The 18,226-nt window shown below is 72.8% G+C and carries 20 protein-coding genes; 9 read left to right on the forward strand and 11 right to left on the reverse strand.

What is annotated here, in order from left to right:
• Positions 1-105: 105 nt before the first annotated feature.
• Entirely contained in the window at positions 106-717 is a 612-nt protein-coding gene (locus IO39_RS23320; RefSeq protein WP_043627079.1) for a flavodoxin family protein, read from the reverse strand.
• Between the two features lie 213 nt (positions 718-930).
• Between IO39_RS23320 and IO39_RS23325 the strand changes: the two genes are divergently transcribed.
• A complete protein-coding gene (locus tag IO39_RS23325) occupies positions 931-1,443 on the forward strand; it encodes a MarR family winged helix-turn-helix transcriptional regulator (protein ID WP_052423273.1) in 513 nt (170 codons plus the stop codon).
• Between the two features lie 3 nt (positions 1,444-1,446).
• On the opposite strand, the gene IO39_RS23330 is transcribed toward IO39_RS23325, so the two are convergent.
• The gene (locus tag IO39_RS23330) at positions 1,447-2,490 is read right to left on the reverse strand and encodes a LysR family transcriptional regulator (protein ID WP_084773344.1); all 1,044 of its coding nucleotides are present in this window, start codon (positions 2,488-2,490) and stop codon (positions 1,447-1,449) included.
• Between the two features lie 110 nt (positions 2,491-2,600).
• Between IO39_RS23330 and IO39_RS23335 the strand changes: the two genes are divergently transcribed.
• Both IO39_RS23335 and IO39_RS56095 read left to right on the forward strand, forming a co-directional pair.
• The gene (locus IO39_RS23335) at positions 2,601-3,131 is read left to right on the forward strand and encodes a cysteine dioxygenase family protein (protein WP_043627082.1); all 531 of its coding nucleotides are present in this window, start codon (positions 2,601-2,603) and stop codon (positions 3,129-3,131) included.
• Positions 3,132-3,258: 127 nt separating this feature from the next.
• On the forward strand, positions 3,259-3,414 hold the full coding sequence (locus IO39_RS56095; RefSeq protein WP_169789101.1) for a hypothetical protein: 156 nt from the start codon (positions 3,259-3,261) through the stop codon (positions 3,412-3,414).
• A 59-nt stretch (positions 3,415-3,473) separates the two neighbouring features.
• On the opposite strand, the gene IO39_RS23340 is transcribed toward IO39_RS56095, so the two are convergent.
• Together IO39_RS23340 and IO39_RS23345 are read right to left on the reverse strand one after the other, a co-directional pair.
• A complete protein-coding gene (locus IO39_RS23340) occupies positions 3,474-4,484 on the reverse strand; it encodes a CU044_5270 family protein (RefSeq protein ID WP_043627084.1) in 1,011 nt (336 codons plus the stop codon).
• Between the two features lie 6 nt (positions 4,485-4,490).
• The gene (locus IO39_RS23345; protein WP_043627087.1) at positions 4,491-5,180 is read right to left on the reverse strand and encodes an RNA polymerase sigma factor; all 690 of its coding nucleotides are present in this window, start codon (positions 5,178-5,180) and stop codon (positions 4,491-4,493) included.
• A gap of 391 nt (positions 5,181-5,571) precedes the next feature.
• Here IO39_RS23345 and IO39_RS54685 point away from each other — a divergent pair, with 391 nt between their 5' ends.
• From IO39_RS54685 to IO39_RS23355, 3 genes are all read left to right on the forward strand, one after another.
• Positions 5,572-5,709 carry a hypothetical protein gene (locus tag IO39_RS54685; RefSeq protein ID WP_157548792.1) on the forward strand — a complete coding sequence of 46 codons (138 nt, stop codon included), beginning with the start codon at positions 5,572-5,574 and terminating at the stop codon, positions 5,707-5,709.
• A complete protein-coding gene (locus IO39_RS23350) occupies positions 5,709-6,833 on the forward strand; it encodes a methyltransferase domain-containing protein (protein WP_043627090.1) in 1,125 nt (374 codons plus the stop codon). The genes IO39_RS54685 and IO39_RS23350 overlap by 1 nt, the downstream gene beginning before the upstream one ends.
• Before the next feature lie 69 nt (positions 6,834-6,902).
• Positions 6,903-7,703 carry a polyprenol monophosphomannose synthase gene (locus IO39_RS23355; RefSeq protein ID WP_245642158.1) on the forward strand — a complete coding sequence of 267 codons (801 nt, stop codon included), beginning with the start codon at positions 6,903-6,905 and terminating at the stop codon, positions 7,701-7,703.
• A gap of 49 nt (positions 7,704-7,752) precedes the next feature.
• Here the strand turns inward: IO39_RS23355 and IO39_RS23360 are convergent, their stop codons facing one another.
• Positions 7,753-9,108 (reverse strand): dipeptidase, encoded by a 1,356-nt coding sequence (locus tag IO39_RS23360; protein WP_084773349.1) that lies wholly within the window; start codon positions 9,106-9,108, stop codon positions 7,753-7,755.
• Between the two features lie 274 nt (positions 9,109-9,382).
• On the opposite strand from IO39_RS23360, the gene IO39_RS23365 reads away from it, so the two are divergent.
• From IO39_RS23365 to IO39_RS23375, 3 genes are all read left to right on the forward strand, one after another.
• A complete protein-coding gene (locus IO39_RS23365; protein WP_043627093.1) occupies positions 9,383-10,765 on the forward strand; it encodes an aspartate aminotransferase family protein in 1,383 nt (460 codons plus the stop codon).
• Positions 10,766-10,871: 106 nt separating this feature from the next.
• Complete coding sequence (ald, locus tag IO39_RS23370; protein WP_043627096.1) at positions 10,872-11,981, forward strand: alanine dehydrogenase; 1,110 nt, start codon at positions 10,872-10,874, stop codon at positions 11,979-11,981.
• Between the two features lie 79 nt (positions 11,982-12,060).
• The gene (locus tag IO39_RS23375) at positions 12,061-12,429 is read left to right on the forward strand and encodes a VOC family protein (RefSeq protein WP_043627099.1); all 369 of its coding nucleotides are present in this window, start codon (positions 12,061-12,063) and stop codon (positions 12,427-12,429) included.
• A 61-nt stretch (positions 12,430-12,490) separates the two neighbouring features.
• Here IO39_RS23375 and IO39_RS23380 read toward each other — a convergent pair whose 3' ends face one another.
• The 6 genes from IO39_RS23380 to IO39_RS23405 all read right to left on the reverse strand — a co-directional run bounded on the left by IO39_RS23380 (position 12,491) and on the right by IO39_RS23405 (position 18,185).
• Positions 12,491-13,873 carry a tetratricopeptide repeat protein gene (locus IO39_RS23380; RefSeq protein ID WP_043627101.1) on the reverse strand — a complete coding sequence of 461 codons (1,383 nt, stop codon included), beginning with the start codon at positions 13,871-13,873 and terminating at the stop codon, positions 12,491-12,493.
• 55 nt (positions 13,874-13,928) lie between these two features.
• Positions 13,929-14,822, reverse strand: coding sequence for an urease accessory protein UreH domain-containing protein (locus IO39_RS23385; RefSeq protein WP_052423274.1), 894 nt, complete (start codon positions 14,820-14,822; stop codon positions 13,929-13,931).
• A 120-nt stretch (positions 14,823-14,942) separates the two neighbouring features.
• Positions 14,943-15,239, reverse strand: a complete 297-nt coding sequence (locus tag IO39_RS23390) for an SHOCT domain-containing protein (RefSeq protein ID WP_211267130.1) — start codon at positions 15,237-15,239, stop codon at positions 14,943-14,945.
• Positions 15,240-15,438: 199 nt separating this feature from the next.
• Complete coding sequence (locus IO39_RS23395; protein WP_043627104.1) at positions 15,439-16,203, reverse strand: class I SAM-dependent methyltransferase; 765 nt, start codon at positions 16,201-16,203, stop codon at positions 15,439-15,441.
• Positions 16,204-16,413: 210 nt separating this feature from the next.
• Entirely contained in the window at positions 16,414-17,061 is a 648-nt protein-coding gene (locus tag IO39_RS23400) for a response regulator transcription factor (RefSeq protein WP_043627106.1), read from the reverse strand.
• Positions 17,058-18,185, reverse strand: a complete 1,128-nt coding sequence (locus IO39_RS23405; RefSeq protein WP_043627217.1) for a sensor histidine kinase — start codon at positions 18,183-18,185, stop codon at positions 17,058-17,060. The genes IO39_RS23400 and IO39_RS23405 overlap by 4 nt, the downstream gene beginning before the upstream one ends.
• Positions 18,186-18,226: the final 41 nt, after the last annotated feature.

Here is an 18,226-nt window from a genome sequence, read left to right on the forward strand (position 1 = left end):
GCCTGAGCGCCCAATACCGGACCATGCGTGCGCCATGAGCGATCGCTCATGTCCGGGGCGGAAGCCGCGCAGCGTTACCGGCGTCAGCCGGTGCGGGCGGACATGTCAGGAGACAACCGCTTCGAGTTCGGTCGCCGCGCGCCCGCGCAGGTGGACGTGGGTGATCTCGGCGACCCGGCGGCCCAGGACCTCGGCGGTGCGCAGGTCACTGGCGCAGGGGGCGACGTCCGGGCCCTCGTCGTTGTTCGACTGGGACATGGCGCCGAGCCAGCTGCCGAGACGGTTGATGTCCTCGCTGCTGCCCTTGGAGGTGTTCCATCCGCCGTACTCCGCCAGGCCGACCCAGATCATGCCGTGCTGGGCGGCGAAGAGGGCGATGTCGACGAGGGTGTGGAGCTTGTCGCCCGCCATGTTGCCGCTGTTGGTGAAGCCGGCGGCGATCTTGTTCTTCCACTGCATGTCGTCGCCCCAGACCTGGGTCGTGGACTCGGCGAAGGCGCGGAACACCGCGCTGGCGCCGCCCATGTAGGTCGGCGTGCCGAAGATGATCGCGTCGGCGTCGGCCAGCGTCTGCCACAGCTCGTCGTTCAGCTCGGCGAGCGACACCAACCGCACGGTGGTGTCCGCCACTTCGCCCACGCCGGCGGCCACCGCTTCGGCCTGCTTCGCGGTGTGGCCGTAGCCGCTGTGATACGCCACGACGATTCGAGCCTGCATGCTCACTCCCGAAAGAATAGTCACGAGAAAGCTATGTGGAAAGCTTTCTGCTGAGCAATGTAGCGGCTCTTCCCCTGCCGGACAACAGCCCTGGTGAAGCACGCCCCCGCAGAACCTGGAGGCATCAGCTGCCGAGATAGCTTTGCGGTGAGCTAACCTGGGGCAGGCATCGTTCTGCGGGCCACGAGAACAGGGGGAACGGAGAGGCCGGCCATGACCGAACCGGACCACGTCGACGACATCATCACGGCCTGGCACGAGCAACTGCCGGAGATCGCGGGCCTTCCCCTGGAACTGGCCAAGCGCAGCGCGCTGCTCGCCGCCGCCTTCGACGAGGTGGCGGCGCGCGAGCTGGAGCGGCTCGGGCTCACCCAGGCCGAGTACGGCATGCTCGCCGTGCTGCGGCGCGTGGGCGAGCCCTACCGGCTGAAGCCGACCGAGCTGACCCACGCGCTGCTGCTGTCGTCCGGCGGCACCAGCAACGTCCTCAAGCGACTCTCCGGCGCGGGCCTCGTCATGCGCGAGGCCGCTCCCGACGACGGGCGCAGCTCATGGGTACGGCTCACACCCCGGGGGGTCGAGGTCGCCGAGTCCGCGGTGCGCGCGGTGACCGAGGCGCACGCCAGGATCGTCGCCAGGATTCCCGAGGCGGAGGCCCGGCTGCTGAACAACCTGCTGCGGAACGCACTCGCCGCTGTGGAGGAGGGAGTGCTCGTCCGGCGCTGACGCCTACGGCCGGCCGGGCCGCCGATCTGTCCCCACCTCGGCCCTGTGCCTGCCGGAGACTACATCCCTGCAGCTCAGGCCGCATGTGAGTTCAGCCAGGGCTTGAGGGCTCGGTGTCGGTCGTGGAACCGGGCGGGCCGGCGCGCCGGCCGGTGGGGCGGGCGAAGGGCCGGCCGGCGGGGTGGTGGCGGCGGCTTCGCGCAGGGCTGCGAGCAGGGCCTCGGTGGCCGGCGGGTAGGGCGGCTCGCCGTGCACCGCCGCGTACACGTGCCTGCTCGACCCCGAGATCAGCGCCACCTCCACCTCCGGATGGCGGTGCGCGGCCAGCGCCAGCCCCGGCAGCACGGTCAGCCCCAGCCCGGCCGCGACCAGCGCCTGCACGGCCACGATGTCGTCACTCGTGAACGCGATCCGCGGCGCGAACCCCGCCTTGTCGCACAGGTCGAGCAGGTGGCCGCGGCACCGGTCGCAGCCGGTGATCCAGGCGGACTCGGCGTGGTCGGCCAGCTCGCCCGGCGGGCCGCTCGACACCAGGTAGCTGGGGTCGTCGAGGAGGTGGACCATGCGGATGCCGCCGTCCTCGGGCGCGGTGTCGTCGTAGCGGAACATCACGGCCACGTCCACCCGCCCGCTGCGCAGCAGCCGCAGCGCCTCGGGCGGCTCGGTCTCGGTGAGCTGCAGGCGCAGCCCGGGATGCGCGGCGGCCAGCAGTCCGGCGGCCTTTGGGACGAACGTGCCCAGCGCGGAGGGGAAGGCGGCCAGCCGCACCCGCCCGGTGCGCAGCCCGACGTGCGCGGCCAGCTCCTCGGCCGTGGCGTCGAGCCGGCCGATGATGTCCGCCGCCCGCTCGGCCAGCAGCCGGCCCGCCTCGGTGAGCCTGATGCCGCGCCCGGCGCGCTGGATGAGCTTGGCCCCGGTCTCCGCCTCCAGCCGGGCCAGGTGGTGGCTGACGGAGGGCTGCGAGTAGTGCAGCTCCTTGGCCGCCGCGGTGAGCGAGCCCTTGCGGGCGACCGCGACGAGGACGCGCAGGCGTACGACGTCGAGCATTCATCAATCGTATCTATCGATCGGCCAGAAGACTTCTGTTGGACCTATCGGTCGAAATGCCGGACCGTAGAAGGGGAAGGCAGATTACTGATTTTCCCTAGGGGAATCCCATGAATACCGCCGCCACGACCGTCGCCAGGCCCGGACTCGACGTCCTCGTCTCGGGGGTGTCGCGCATCGTCGCCCGCCGCCTCGACGCCCGCACGACCGCCCACGCCGTAGCCGGCCTGCTGCGCGACAACCTGCCGGGGCTCGACCTCCTCACGCCGGCGGAGCGCGCGGGCTCGCCCGACCGGTACGCCTCCCACGTGCTGCACGCCGAGGGCGGCTTCTCGATCGTCGGTGTGGTGTGGCGGCCCGGCCAGGACACCGCCATCCACGACCACGTCTCGTGGTGCACGTTCGGCATCCTCAGCGGCATCGAGTACGAGACGCTCTACCGCGACATGGGCGACCACCTGGTGGAGATCGGCCGGGCCGAGAACCGGCCGGGCGAGGTCAGCGGGTTCGCGCCGCCCGGCGACATCCACATGGTGCGCAACACCAGCGCGGAGACCGGGGTGTCGGTGCACGTCTACGGGGCCGACGTGAGCAGACTCGGCAGCAGCGTCCGCCGCGTCTACGACCTGCCCATCAGGTAGCACTCGGGGCCTACGACCTGCTCGTCAGGTAGCACTCCGGCCGGCTGGCCGCACGCCACCACGCGGCCAGGTGAGCTGACCGCAAGGTGCGAAAGGAAAATTTGCTCAAATTATCTACGTCGAGCGGGTGAGAGCCCGCGAGCTGAGAGCCGAAGCCGAGCTCCACCGTCGTGCCCGGCCCCGGGGCTCGCTCCTGCGCGCCTGGGAGACCCGCCTCGGCTGGGCCCTGGTGGAGACCGGCCTGCGGCTCGTCATGCGCCGCCGCGTCGCGAGCCACTCGTGACCGCCTGATCAGGGCAGCTCGCCGGCTCCCTGATCAGGGCAGCTCACCAGGCTCCCTGATCAGGGCAGCTCGCCCGGCTCGTCCACGATGCCGGCGCCGAGGACCGACATCCCCACGGTCTCGCCGTCCCGCACCACCGTCATCCCCATGTACCGGTAGTCGGCGGAGTCGAGGACGTAGGAGGCCTTGACCCCGTCGCCGGCGTCGAACACCACGCCGACGCCCCGGCGGCCGTCCGCGTCCGTGGCGTCGGGCTCGATGGTCACGTGCGGGATCCGCGCCAGCGCGCGGTACATCGCCGCGGCCGTCTCCGGCGGGATCATCGGCCCGTACTTCATGTACCAGCCGATGGCCCCGAACGCCTTGACGTCATCCTCGATCCCCGGCGCGCAGCGAGGCCGGCAGATCGACAGCGGGGCCAGCTCCCTCCGGAGCCCCCGGAAGTGCGCCAGCAACGCGTCCGGGTCGGAGGGCAGCGCCTCGATCTCGCGCTGCGTGCGCCCGACGTGCGTCGGCCCCTTCTCCGCCGCGGTCACCTTGAGCTCGCCGCCCTCCTGCCTGAGCGCCTCCCGCCGCCCGTCCAGGCGGCTCCAGGTCTCGAACGCCGGCAGGTCGGCGCCCATGTGCTGCGACTCCTTGAGGTAGAACCACCGGTCCGGCCGCAGCTCCACGGCCGCGCTCCGGTCCGCGACGAGCGCCGCCCGCTCCAGCACCGCCACGGGGTCGCCCGTCTGCCGCCCCGGTCCCGCCACGGTCGCGCCGGGCCGCTCGGACACGGACTCCTGGGTCCGTACGCCGTCGTCCTGCGGGCGCAGCACCGCCACGGCCGCGACGGCCAGCACGCACGCCCCCGCCACCGTCATCCCCCACCGCAGCCGGTACGCCGGCCGGCGCGCCTTCCCGGCCGTGAGCCGGTACGCGAGCTGGCGCGCCCTCCCGGTCGCCCCCTCGGCCCTCATCCCGGCCGTCCCCTCGGCCCTCATCCCGGCCAGCCTGCGCTCCGCCCCCGACAGGTCGAGCCGCTCGGGGACCTCGCTCCGCATCTCCCGGAGGAGTTCGATCTCGTTCATCCCTGCTCATCCCTCGTCCACGACGGTCGGATCGATTCCGGCGAGCCCGCGGCGCAACGCGCTCCTGGCCCGGTTGACGCGCGAGCGCACCGTCCCGACCGGCACGCCCAGCGCCGCCGCGGCCTCCTCGTACGTCAGCTCGGCCCACGTCACCAGCAGCAGCGTGTCCCGGTGCTTCCCCGGCAGCCCCGCCAGGGCCTTGGCCAGCCGCTTGCGCGCCCCGTCCGCGGCCACCCGCCGCTCGACCTCGTCGGTGAACGGCTCGGTGACGGGGTCGGCCCCGGTGCGGCTCAGCGCCTTGTAGAGGCCGATCTCGCGGCGGCGGTGCCGGCCGATGAGGTTGGTGGCGATGCCGTACAACCAGGCGCGCTCGCCGCCGCGCCGCTCGTCATAGGAGTCCAGGTGCTGCAGCGCCACGGCGAACGTCTCGGCGACGATGTCGTCGGCGGGCTCCAGCCCCAGGCGCCGTACGACGTAGCGCTTCAGCTCGGGGGCGTGGGCGCGGAACAGGACGGCGAGCCGCTCGGACCCGCCCAGGGAGGGCCCGCTCGGGGAGGGCCCGCCCGGGGAGTGGCCGCCAGGGGAGGGCCCGCCCGTGGGTGGCCTGTTCTTGGGCGGTGCGTCCCCCAGCGGATCGGCGCCCGCCCGCGCGGCCCCCGGCCGGGGCGAGAGGTCCGCCCGGCTCTCGTGTCGCATGTCTTGCCTCTCGGGTGTCTCCGGTCATGACATGAGTGATTGCCGCGGGCGGCGGCGACGGTTCCATGATTTTCCCTGACTCGTCCCCGGTCCGGTACGGGCGGGGACGCGGGCGTGCGTCCCGGCCGATCACGCCCCGGCCGATCACGTCCCGGCGATCAGCCCCCGGCCGATCACGTTCCGGCCCCGAGGGCCTCCTTTTAGCCGTCAAAAACGCATTTCCCGCTATTCGCCGCGCGGCCATTCGCGCGTGACTCCGATCGGAAGGCGCGAAACGCCGCCCGGTGGCCCCGGTTCTGGAATTCTTACCGCACGGCTGGTTAACCGCCCCGGCAGGCCGGTTAAATCCAGCGATGAACGGCCGGAAAAACGCGGAGAAGGGAGCCGTTCGTTGGGCAAGGACAAGGACGACAAGGACGGCAAGGAATACACGCCGAGACACGCGGGCGAGCGGAAGAAGGACGTGCCGCTGGAGCCGAAGCGGCCGACGGGCCCCGAATGGAACGGCAAGGGCGGAAAGCGTAGCTAGTGGATGCGGAAAAGCTCAATGTCGCGCTGGCCGACAGGCTGGCCGCCAACGGAGAGCTGAATGACCCGGCATGGCGGGCCGCGCTGCTCGCCGTGCCCCGTCACAGGTTCGTGCCCGACGTGGCCTGGGCCCGGCCGGACGACGGCCCGGCGTACCGGATCGACCGGACCGGCGACCCCGGCGGGTGGCTCGCCGCCGCGTACGCCGATCACGCGATCATCACGCAGTTCGACGACGGGGCGACGGCGGTCGGCGCGGGGAGCGGCCGCTACACCTCCTCGTTGTCGGCCCCCGGCGTCGTCCTCGACTTCCTCGAACTGCTCGCCCCCGAGCCCGGCCACCGCGTGCTGGAGATCGGCACCGGGCCCGGCTGGACGGCCGGCCTGCTCGCGCACCGGCTCGGCGACGCCGGCGTGACCAGCGTGGAGATCGACCCGCAGGTCCTCGCCACGGCCGCGGCCAACCTGCGCGCGCTCGGCCGCCGCCCCGGCCTGGTGCTGGGCGACGGGGCGGGAGGCAGGGCCGGCGGCGCTCCGTACGACGGGGTGCACGTCACCTGCGGCGTCCACACCGTCCCGCACGCCTGGGTGCGCCAGACCCGCCCCGGCGGGGTGATCGTGCTGCCGTGGATGCCCCGCTACGCGCCCGGCCACCAGCTTCGCCTGACGGCCGGCCCCGCCGGCACGGCGTCGGGGCATTTCGCCGGCTCCGCCACTTACATGCCGCTGCGCGGCCAGCGCTCCGCACCGGCGCCCAGATTCACCGGCGATTTCCGTCGCCGCACCGCGGAAATCCCCCCGGAGACGATATTCCGGGCGGCTTACGGCGCCGATGTCGCCATCGCCGGAACACTGCCCGACGTGCACGCGAGCGTGGCCGCGGACAATGGTTTCGAGGTCTGGCTGTGGGCCGGCGATTCCCTGGCCTACGGCGCCGGATCGCACATCGCGGAAACCGGCCCGCGCAATCTGTGGAATGAGGTGGAGCGGGCATTCGGACGCTGGCTGGAATGGGGGCGTCCCGAGCGTTCCCGGTTCGGCATGACGGTCTCGCCCGTCGGACAGCACGTGTGGCTGGATTCGCCCGGCAATCCGCTCGCGAAAGGGCACGGCCCGTCGGGCTGATCGGGCGCGGCATAGGGTGGTGCCCGACCATCTGGAGTCCGGCCATCGCCGCACGGGCAGGAGGAGAGCGTGGTGAACGACGGAGCCGCACCGGACGCCGCCCCAGCCTGGGCCCTGCCGTCGCCGTGGCGCGAGGCGCGCGTCGCGGTGGTGGTGCCGACGTACAACGAGGCGGGCAACCTCGGCGAGTTAGCCGCGCGCGTGCTCGCGCTCGACCTGCCCAACCTCCGCCTCGTCATCGTCGACGACGACTCGCCCGACGGCACCGGCGCCCTCGCCGACGACCTGGCCAAGCGCGCCAACGAGGAGCGCGCGGAGCGCATGCTGGTGCTGCACCGCCAGGTCAAGGAGGGCATCGGGCGCGCCCACCTCGCCGGCATGCGGGCGGCGCTCGCCCGCGGTGACGAGTACATCGTGCAGATGGACGGCGACCTCAGCCACCGCCCCGAGTACATCCCGCACCTGCTCGGCACGATCCTGGCCACCGAGGCCGGCGTGGTCATAGGCAGCCGGTACGTCGTCGGCGGCTCCCTGTCCACCCAGTGGGGCCGCCACCGCCGGCTGCTGAGCCGGTTCGCCGGCCTCTACGTCAACACGATCCTGCACCTGTCGGTCCGCGACCCGACGGGCGGCTTCAAGATCTGGCACCGGGACGTGCTCGAAAGCATCGACCTCGACGCCATCAGAAGCGACGGCTACAGCTTCCAGGTCGAGATGAACTACCGCTGCAAGCGCCTCGGCCGCGCGATCGTGGAGATGCCGATCCACTTCGAGGAGCGCAACGCGGGCTCCAGCAAGATCAGCTTCGCCGTGCAGCTGGAATCCATGCTCACCCCCTTCGCCCTCCGCTTCTCCCGCCGCCACCGCTGACCCGCCCGCTACGCGGGTAGCGGGCGGGCCGGCCGGCGTGGCCGGAGGGCTAGACGCCGAGGGCCGAGGGGAGGCTGAGCTCGTGCAGGAACAGGGCCTCCGTGGTGGCGACGCGGCGCAGTTCCTCCAGGTCCACGCGCTCGTTGGGAGCGTGGATGGCCGCCTCCTCGTCCTCCGCGCCGAACAGCAGGATCTCGGCCGCCGGGAACTGCTTGAGCAGGGTGCTCACCAGCGGGATGGAGCCGCCCGCGCCCACGTCCCTCGGCGGGCGGCCGAAGGCGCGCTCCATGGCGCGGTTGAGGGCGGCGCGGGCCTTGCCGCCCGAGTCGGCCTGGAAGCCGGAGCCGACGGTGAAGTCGCCGAACGCCACCTGCACGTTCCACGGCGCCACCTGGCGCAGGAACTCCACCACCGCGTTCACCGTCGTCTTCGGGTCGCCGGCCGGAGGCACGCGCACGGTCACCCGGGCCCGCGCCGCCGGCTGGACGGCGTTGATCGCGCCGGAGACCGTCGGCACGTCGAGGCCCGTGACGGTGATGGCGTACGACGACCACAGCCGGTCGGCCAGCGAGCCCGAGCCCACCAGCGAGACGCCGTCGAGCACCCCGGCGGTCTTCCTGAACTCCTCCTCCGACGGCCCCTGGCCGAGGAACGAGCCCCGGGGCAGGCCGGGTACGCGGATGTCGCCGTTGTCGTCGTGCAGCGAGGTCAGCATGCGCATGAGCGCGGCCAGGGCGTCGGGGGCGGCGCCGCCGAACGAGCCGCTGTGCACGGCCTCGCGCAGCGTGCGGACCTCGATGGTGAAGGCGGCCATGCCGCGCAGCGAGGTGGTGACGGCCGGGTCGGCCACGCGCGGGTTGCCCGTGTCGGCCACCACGATGGCGTCGGCCCGCAGCAGGTCGGGGTGGCGCTCGACGAACGCCTCCAGCCGGTCGCCCGCGTATTCCTCCTGGCCTTCGATGATGACCTTGATGCCCACCGGGAAGCGGCCCTGGAAGGCGCGCAGGGCGGTGATGTGGGAGATGACGCCGGACTTGTCGTCGGCGGTGCCGCGCCCGTACAGGCGGCCGTCGATGAGGGTCGGCTCGAACGGCGGGGTGCGCCACGCGGCCGGGTCGCCGGCGGGCTGCACGTCGTAGTGCGCGTACAGCAGGACCGTGGGCATGCCGGGCGGCGCGGGGGCCTCGCCGTAGACGGCGGGGAAGCTGCCCTCGACGGGGACCTGCTGCACACGCGGCAGGCCGGTGGAGCGCAGCAGCTCCTCCGTCATGGCGGCGGCGGCGAAGACGGGCTCTTCCGGGTGCCCGGGGAAGGCCACGGAGGGGATGGCGGCGAGCCGCCTGAGCTCCTCGATGGCCTGTGGCATCGCGGCGGAGACGGCGCTCTCGATCTGATCTGGAGTCACGGACGGTCCCCCGGGGGTTGTTCTGCAACGGTTCTGGGCTGTTGACGCTAGTTCACAGCGGTTCGTCTCATTGGATCACAACCGGCCCTGCGCTGCGGAAACGAGCCTGGGAAGGTCTTGACCCGTGGGCTAATCTAACCTGCGGATTTCGTTGTCGTTACATAGCGGTTCTGCGGAAACCGATTTTCTTGCAGAGTGCTGCGACCGATTCGCTTGGCAGATCCCCAGGTTAACCTGCAGACTGTGAGGAGTTGAGACACGAGGGACGATAACCATGACGCAGCCGGAACACGACGTCCTGAAGGCCGCGCAGGACAACCTGTGGTTGCACTTCACCAGGCACAGTGCCTACCAGCAGTCCGAGATCCCGACCATCGTGCGCGGTGAGGGATCGTACGTCTACGACATCCACGGCAAGCGCTACCTCGACGGCCTGGCCGGGCTGTTCGTGGTCCAGGTGGGCCACGGGCGCCAGGAGCTGGCCGAGGCCGCCGCCAAGCAGGCCCAGGAGCTGGCGTTCTTCCCCCTGTGGTCCTACGCCCACCCCAAGGCGGCCGAGCTGGCCCAGCGGCTGGCCGCCATGACGCCCGGCGAGCTGAACCGCGTCTTCTTCACCACCGGCGGCGGCGAGGCGGTCGAGACCGCCTGGAAGCTGGCCAAGCAGTACTACAAGCTCGTCGGCAAGCCGCTCAAGCACAAGGTCATCAGCCGCCAGATCGCCTACCACGGCACCCCGCAGGGCGCGCTGTCGATCACCGGCATCCCGGCGTTCAAGCAGATGTTCGAGCCGCTGGTGCCGGGGTCGGTCCGGGTGCCGAACACCAACCACTACCGCGCCGACGAGATCACCGGCGTCAAGGGCATGACCCCCGAGGAGTACGGGTTCTGGGCCGCCGAGCGGGTGGCCCGCGCGATCGAGATGGAGGGCCCCGACACGGTGGCCGCCGTCTTCGCCGAGCCCGTCCAGAACGCCGGCGGGTGCTTCCCGCCGCCTCCCGGCTACTTCCAGCGGCTGCGCGAGATCTGCGACGAGTACGACGTCCTGCTCGTCTCCGACGAGGTCATCTGCGCCTTCGGCCGGCTGGGCACCATGTTCGGCGGCCAGAAGTTCGACTACGTGCCCGACATCATCACCTGTGCCAAGGGCATGACCAGCGGTTACGCCCCGATCGGGGCAATGATCGCGCACGAGCGGCTGTTCGAGCCGTTCAAGGACGGCGACACCATGTTCGCCCACGGCTACACCTTCGGCGGGCACCCCGTCTCGGCGGCCGTGGCGCTGGCCAACCTGGACATCTTCGAGCGCGAGGACCTCCTCGGCCACGTGAGCGCCAACGAGCCGCGCTTCCGCCAGACCCTCGACGACCTGCGCGACCTGCCGATCGTCGGCGACGTGCGCGGCTCCGGCTACTTCTGGGGCATCGAGCTGGTCAAGGACAAGAGCACCAAGGAGACGTTCAGCGCCGACGAGTCGGAGCGGCTGCTGCGCGGGTTCCTGTCGAAGGCGCTGTACGACGCGGGGCTCTACTGCCGCGCCGACGACCGCGGCGACCCCGTCATCCAGCTCGCCCCGCCGCTGATCGCGGGACAGAAGGAGTTCGACGAGATCGGGCAGATCCTGCGCGGCGTGCTCGGCGAGGCATGGGCCAAGCTCTAGCCGCCGTTCGGGCCGCCACCCTGTGGCGGGCCGCTCACTCCGGCCCGCCATGCACACCCCTCAACCCGGTACGACGGAGTGCCGGCTCCCGAAAGGACTCACCGCCATGAAGATCGGCGTTCCAGCCGAGGTCAAAAACCACGAATACCGCGTCGCCGCAACCCCGGCAGGCGTGCACGAGCTGGTGCGCAACGGGCACGACGTCACCGTACAGCGGGGCGCGGGCCTGGGCTCGCAGATCACCGACGAGGAGTACCTCGCGGCGGGTGCGAAGATCATCGACAGCGCGGACGCCGTGTGGGCCGAGGCGGACATGGTGCTCAAGGTCAAGGAGCCCATCGCCGAGGAGTACCACCGGCTGCGCGAGGGCCTGGTGCTGTTCACGTACCTGCACCTGGCCGCCTCCCGCCCCTGCACCGACGCGCTGCTCCGCGCGAAGACGACGGGCATCGCGTACGAGACCGTCCAGGTGGGCAACGCGCTGCCGCTGCTCGCCCCGATGTCGGAGGTCGCCGGGCGGCTGGCGCCGCAGGTGGGCGCGTACAACCTGATGCGGTTCAACGGCGGGCGGGGCGTGCTGCCGGGCGGCGTGCCCGGCGTGGCGCCGGCGAAGGTCGCCGTGATCGGCGGCGGCGTCTCCGGCCTGAACGCCGCGCAGATCGCCGTCGGCATGGGCGCCGAGGTCACCGTCCTCGACACCAACATCGACCGGCTGCGCTTCATCGACGCGATCTACCAGGGCAGGCTCAAGACGCTGGTGTCCACCTCGTACGCCATCGAGCAGGAGGTCCTGAACGCCGACCTGGTCATCGGCGCGGTGCTGATCCCCGGCGCCAAGGCCCCGACGCTGGTCTCCAACGACCTGGTCGCGCGCATGAAGCCGGGCTCCGTGCTGGTCGACATCGCCATCGACCAGGGCGGCTGCTTCGAGGACTCGCGCCCGACCACGCACGCCGACCCGACGTACAAGGTGCACGAGTCGGTCTTCTACTGCGTGGCCAACATGCCGGGCTCGGTGCCCAACACCTCCACGTACGCCCTGACCAACGCCACCCTCCCGTACGCGGTCAAGCTGGCCAACCTGGGCTGGCGCGAGGCCGTCAAGTCCGACGCCGGGCTCGCGGGCGGGCTCAACACGCACGGCGGGCGGCTGACGAACGAGCCGGTCGCGCAGGCGCTCGGCCTGCCGTACACGCCGGTCTCCGAGGTGGCCTGAGACAGGGGAGGGCGCGGCTGCCGCGCCGGCCGTGCCCTCCGTTGGCACAATGGGCCGGGAGTCCACCCGAGGAGGAGCGATGACGCTCGGCATCAGCCAGGTCACCATCTACGTCGAGGACCAGCAGCGGGCGCTCGACTTCTGGACCGGCAAGGTCGGTTTCGTGGTCGCCCGCGACATGCCGTACGGCGAGCACCGCTGGATCGAGCTCCAACCGCCGGGCGGCGGCACCCGCCTGGTCGTCCACCAGGCCGCTCCCGGCCGGCCCGCACCGGCCGAGGACCTGCCGGGCTACGTGATGTTCCACGCCGACGACATCGTCAAGACGCACGAGGAGCTGGTGGCGCGCGGCGTGGAGTTCACCCAGCCGCCCTCGCGGCAGCCGTGGGGCTGGTCGGCGGTCTTCAAGGACGACGAGGGCCACCTGTTCCACCTGGGCCAGCGCTGAGCGCCCGCCCGCGCCCGGAACCCCGCCGAGGTCACGTCCGGGCGGCCGGGACAGGCGTCCGCTACCGTACGCCGAGCCGCCGCCGCAGGTCGCGGGCCGTGGTCAGCACGTGCTGCAGCTCGCCGGGGCTCGGCCACGGCGCGCTGCCGGGCCGCACGAGCGTGCCCCGCACCGACGCCAGGTGCTCGACCGCGCTCGGGTGCACCCCGCTCCGCTCCGCCAGCCACGCCAGCACGTCGGAGTGGTCGTGCAGCGGCCTGGTCACCAGGTCCCAGGTGCCCAGCACCTCGGCCAGGTCCGCCACGGCCGGCGGCACGCCGCCCCCGCGCCCGATGGCGGCGGCGGCCAGCTCCGCCCTGGCGGTCAGCTCCGGCTCGGCGGGACGGCCCCGGGAGGGCGGCGGCGGGTCCGACAACCACGCCTGCGCCTCGCCGTGCTCCCCGGCCACCGCCAGCAGCCCGCCCAGCTCCACGGCGGCCTCGTGGTGCCCGGCCCGCGCGGCCTGCCGGAACCAGTGGCGCCCGCCCGCCAGGTCGCCGAACTCGGCGATGAGCAGCAGGCCGTAGTCGAAGGCGGACTCGGCGTCTCCCGCGGCCGCCGCCCGGCCGAACCAGTGGCTGGCCGCGGCCGTGTCGCCCAGCTCCACGCAGACGAACCCGGCCATCCGCTGGTCGTAGGCGCGCCCGGCCCCGGCCGCCTGCTCGAACCAGGCCCGCGCGGTGCGCAGGTCGCCCCTGGACAGCGCCACGCCGCCGAGCCGCGAGGCCGCGCCGGGATGCTCGCTCCTGGCGGCCAGCCGGTAGTACGCCTCCGCCCCCTCCGGGTCGCGGCTGGCGTGCAGGAACAGGCCCAGGCAGTACGCCGAGTCGGCGTGCCCGCCCCGGGCCGCGCACTCCCACCAGTGCAGGGTCTCGGCCTCGTCGCCGGAGCAGTAGGCCAGGAACCCCAGGTCGTAGGCGGAGGCCGCGTCGCCGCGCTCGGCCGCCCTGCGGTGCCACTCGCGCGCCGTGCCCAGCTCGCCGGCCTCCTCGCACATCAGCGCCAGCCTGCGGGCGGCCGTCCGGGACCCGGCGCCGGCCGCGCTCTCGAACCAGACCCTGGCCGCCGGGGCGTCGCCGCGCTGCTCCAGCAGGAGCAGGGCCAGGTTGGTGGCGGCCTCGGCGTCGCCGGTGCTGGCGGCGGCTTCGTACCAGGTGACCGCGTCCTCCAGGCTGCCGTGCTTCTCGTGCCAGATGCCCAGGTTGTACGCGCTGTCGACGTTGCCGCCCGCGGCGGCCCGCTCCCACCAGAGCCGGGCCGCGGCGCGGTCGCCGGACTGGGCGTAGAGCTTGCCGAGCCGGTGCGCCGCCAGCGCGTCACCCGCCCGCGCGGCGGCCAGCAGCTCGGGCTCGTCTCCCACCCGCGGCGCCGGTACGGCCGCCGCCACCTCCTCTTCCCAGGGCATGGCGACAGACTGGCATGTGATCGGCCGATCGCGAACCGTAATCACGGACAAGGTTCTACGAGAAGTTGATGAAGCCCGCGTACATTCCCATGCCGCAGGCGTAACGCAGCAGGCCGGGCGGCTGCGGCGGCAACCGTACGGTGGCCGGCAGCGCCACGTCGCGCCCGGCGATCGCCACGGTGCCGGTGCAGCCCTGGTCTGCCCGCTTGAAGACCACCTCGACGGGCACGCCCGCCCGCGCCGTCACCATGGCCGGCCGGTAGCCCTCGCGGGTGGCCCACACGGTCACCGACAGCGCTCCCGGGCCGGCCGCGGCGGGGGCGGGGGCGGAGATCCAGCCGCCCAGGTTGACCCCGGCCGCGGCGGTCCACAGGCCGGCGCCGACGGCCACGACCCCGGCCAGGCGGGCCAGCCGGGTGCGGGAGACGCGCCGCAGCACGTACCCGAGCAGGGCGAACGCCGGGGCGGTGCCGGCCACGAACCCCGCCATGGCCGCCGCGCCCGCCAGCGGCGAGCCGCTGGAGACGGCGATCAGCTGGACGCCGAGCGTCACCCCGCAGGGCACCAGGACGGTGGCCGCGCCCAGCAGGGGCGCGCGGTAGCGGGAGGGGGCCCGCGGCGGCGGCGCGGCGCAGCCCTGGTGGCGCATGAGCCGGATCGCGAAGCCGACGACCGTGACGCCGGCCACGACGAGCAGCACCGCCCGAGCCTGGGGCGGCAGGCTGACCACCGAGCCGAGCAGCCCGAGCAGCGCCCCCATCGCGGTGTACGAGGCCAGCCGCCCCGCCAGGAACCAGCCCAGCACCGCCGGATCGCGCCCGGGGCGGCCGTCGGCCAGGCCCATCAGCAGCCCGCCCTGCGCCGCCGTGCACGTGGCGGTGCCGGCGACCAGGCCGGCGGCCAGACCGCCGGCCAGCAGGGTGAGGGCGTCGGTGCTCAGGGGGTGCACTGGCCGCAGAACCTGGCGATGGACCGCATTCTCGCCCCCACTCTCTTTCGGGCCGGTACTCGAAAAGTAACGCGGCCCTACGGCTGCGGCCAGTGACACTTGTCGCACTCACGGTGACGTTTATGACGAAGCGCCCCTGAGCACACTCATCCGCTCGAAGTACTCCTCGTCCGTCATCTCGCCCCGGGCGTATCGCTCGGCCAGGATCTGCTCGGCCGAGGCGGTGGGCGAGGCGGCGGGTGAGGCGGCGGGCGCGGTGGCGGCCTGCGCGCGGCGCGGCCCCCACCAGCCCTTGCGCCAGCCCACGACGGCCAGCGCGAGGAAGCCGATCCAGAGCGCGGCCCAGATGATGGGGAAGACGGGCGCGATGCCTCCGGCCGCGCCCCAGTGCGGTCCCGGCATGATCAGAGCGTTCATGTTCTCCTCCTTGACGTGTGACTCCAGGGTCCGCCGGAGGATCGCGCGGCGCATCGCCCCGCGGGCCCTGCCCGCGCTGCTCCGTGCGGAGTGCGCGGGGCGGGCCGGGCGTACGACGACGGTCGTAGCGGGCCGCCTGGCCCTCGTCCGTCAGGCGCCGGTCGCCATGTCACGTGGCGTCACGTGGCGTCACGCGGCGTCACGCGGCCGGGTCGTCGCTCCGCCTCGCCTCGATGAGGAAGCGGGAGGAGTGGGCCACGAACGGGCCCTCGGCCTCGATCCGGTCGTGCAGCTCGCGCAGCCGGTCGGCGTGGCGCTCGACGGAGAAGCCGGGCACGATCCAGATCACCTTGCGCAGGAAGTAGATCACCGCCCCGATGTCGCGGAACTCCATCCGCAGCCGCTCGGAGCGCAGGTCGACGACCTTCAGCCCGGCGGCCCCGGCCGCAGCCGCGGCCAGCCCAGGGTCGCGGTGGCCGCCCTCGTGGGGCCCGAGGAAGTATTCGGTCAGCTCGGTCACGCTCCACGGGCCGACCTGCTGGGAGAAGTAGGTGCCGCCGGGCCGCAGCACGCGGGCGATCTCCTCCCACCACGTCTCCACCGGGTGCCGGCTGCTCACCAGGTCGAAGACGCCACTGGCGAACGGCAGGCGCGGCTCCTCGTCGTCGGCCACCACCCGGGCGCCGCGCGGGCGCAGCCGGGCGGCGGCCAGGGCCAGGTTGGGCGGCCAGGACTCGGTGGCCACGGTGACCGGGGGCAGCTTCGGCAGACCGGCCAGGATCTCGCCGCCGCCGGTCTGGATGTCGAGCGCGGCCCGCACCCCCGCCATGCGCTCGCCCAGCAGCCGGGTGTAGCCCCAGGAGGGCCGCTCCTCGGTGGCCCGGCCGTCGAGCCAGGAGAAGTCCCAGCCGGCCACGGAGGCGGCGTTGGCCTCGCGTACCAGATCGTCGTAGGTGCGCCGCATCCTCCGACCATGGCAGCGGCCGGGCCCGCGATCAACCGGATTTCGTCATGCGGCGATGCGGCTGCTCACGGCCGCCCGGTCGATGCCGAGCTGGTCGATGAGCCGCGCCACGGGGTCGGGCTGCTTGCGCGCCAGGAGGTTGAGCACCAGGTGGCGGGGCGCCTCGGCGTCTCTGCGCCTGGCCCAGCGGGCGGCGGTCCCTGACGGGCGTCACAACCAGCCCGGCTTGACCAGGCCCGACTCGTAGGCGATGACGACGAGCTGGGCGCGGTCGCGGGCGTGCAGCTTCATCATGGCCCGGCTCACGTGAGTCTTCGCCGTGGCGGGCGACATGAACAGCTTGGCCGCGATCTCGTCGTTCGTCATCCCGGTCCCGACCAGGGCGAGCACCTCGCGTTCGCGCTCGGTGAGCTGGTCGAGGCCGTCGGCGGCGACGGGCGCCTTGGCTCGGGAGGCGTACTCGGCGATCAGCCGGCGGGTCACGCTGGGCGACAGCAGCGCCTCGCCGGCCGCCACCACCCGCACCGCCTGGATCAGCTCGGCCGGCTCGGTGTCCTTGACCAGGAAGCCGCTGGCGCCGCCGCGCAGCGCCTCGAAGACGTACTCGTCCAGCTCGAACGTCGTCAGGATGATGATGTGCGGCCCCGGCGGCATCCGGCGGGTGGCGGTCAGGCCGTCGGTGCCCGGCATGCGGATGTCCATGAGCACGACGTCCGGCAGGTGCTCGCCCGCCAGCCGGACCGCCTCCGCGCCGTCGGACGCCTCGGCCACCACGGTCATGTCCGGCTGGGCGTCGAGCAGCGCCTTGAAGCCCGCGCGGACCAGCGCCTGGTCGTCGGCCAGCAGAACCTTGATCATGAGGTCTCCTCGGGTAGGGGCAGCCGGGCCTCGACCTGGAAGCCGGCGCCGGTGGGGCCGGCGACCAGCGTGCCGCCAAGCGCGGAGGCCCGCTCGCGCATGCCGGGGATGCCGTTGCCGCTGCCGGGCACCGCCGCCGCGGTGTCGCCGTCGGTCAGCACGGCCGCGGTGGGGGCGCCGCTGTCGGTCACCTGGACGGTCAGCTCCCGCTCGCCGTACTCCAGGCGCACGCGCACCTGCGAGCCGGGCGCGTACCGGCCGGCGTTGGTGAGCGACTCCTGCACGATCCGGTACGCCGCCCGCTCCACCTGCGAGGGCAGCGGCCGGCAGCCGACCCGTTTGAGCGTCACCTTCAGCCCCGAGCGCTCGATCAGCTCGTCGAGGCGGTCGAGCCCGGCGGTGGGGGAACGCGGGGCGCCCTCGCGCAGCACGTTCAGCACCGAGCGCATCTCGCCGAGCACCTCCTTGGAGGCGGTCTTGATCGTGGCCAGCGCGGTCCTGGCCTGCTCGGGGTTGGCGTCGATGAGGTGCAGCGCGGTCGAGGCCTGCACGTGGATGAGCGAGATGTTGTGCGCCAGCACGTCGTGCAGCTCCTGCGCCATGGTCAGGCGCTCCTCGCTGGCCTGCCGCCTGGCCTCCTCCTCGGCGATCCGCTCGCGCTCGGCCCGGCGCTCCCTGACGGTCCTGACCAGCTCGGCCACGACCATCAGCAGCATGATGGAGGTCAGGATCCAGACGCTGTGCAGCGGGTCGCGGTTGCCGACCAGCCAGGCGTAGGCCAGGAACGACAGCAGCGTCATCCCGGCCATGAACCAGGCCATCAGCCGCCGGCCGCGCAGCACCAGCAGGACCAGCAGCACGGCGGGGCTGATGAAGCTGGGGCCGTAGGCGTACCCGCCGATCAGGAACAGGTCGCAGGCGCCCAGCGCCACGGCGGTGGTGAGCAGCGGGAAGCGCCGGTGCAGCAGGATCGCCAGCGGGCCGGCCAGCAGCAGCGCGTACGCGTAGGGGTCGAGCGGCTCGCGCGTGTCCGCCTGACCCCAGGAGGCGCCCCGGCCGATCACGAGCTGGCCCACGGCCACGATCAGGGCGAGGTAGGGGTCGAAAACGTACTTGGTGCGCACCTCACCCACGCTAGATCACCCCTTTGACCAGCACATCATCC

This window comes from Nonomuraea candida, from assembly GCF_000725485.1.
Taxonomy (GTDB): Bacteria; Actinomycetota; Actinomycetes; order Streptosporangiales; family Streptosporangiaceae; genus Nonomuraea; species Nonomuraea candida.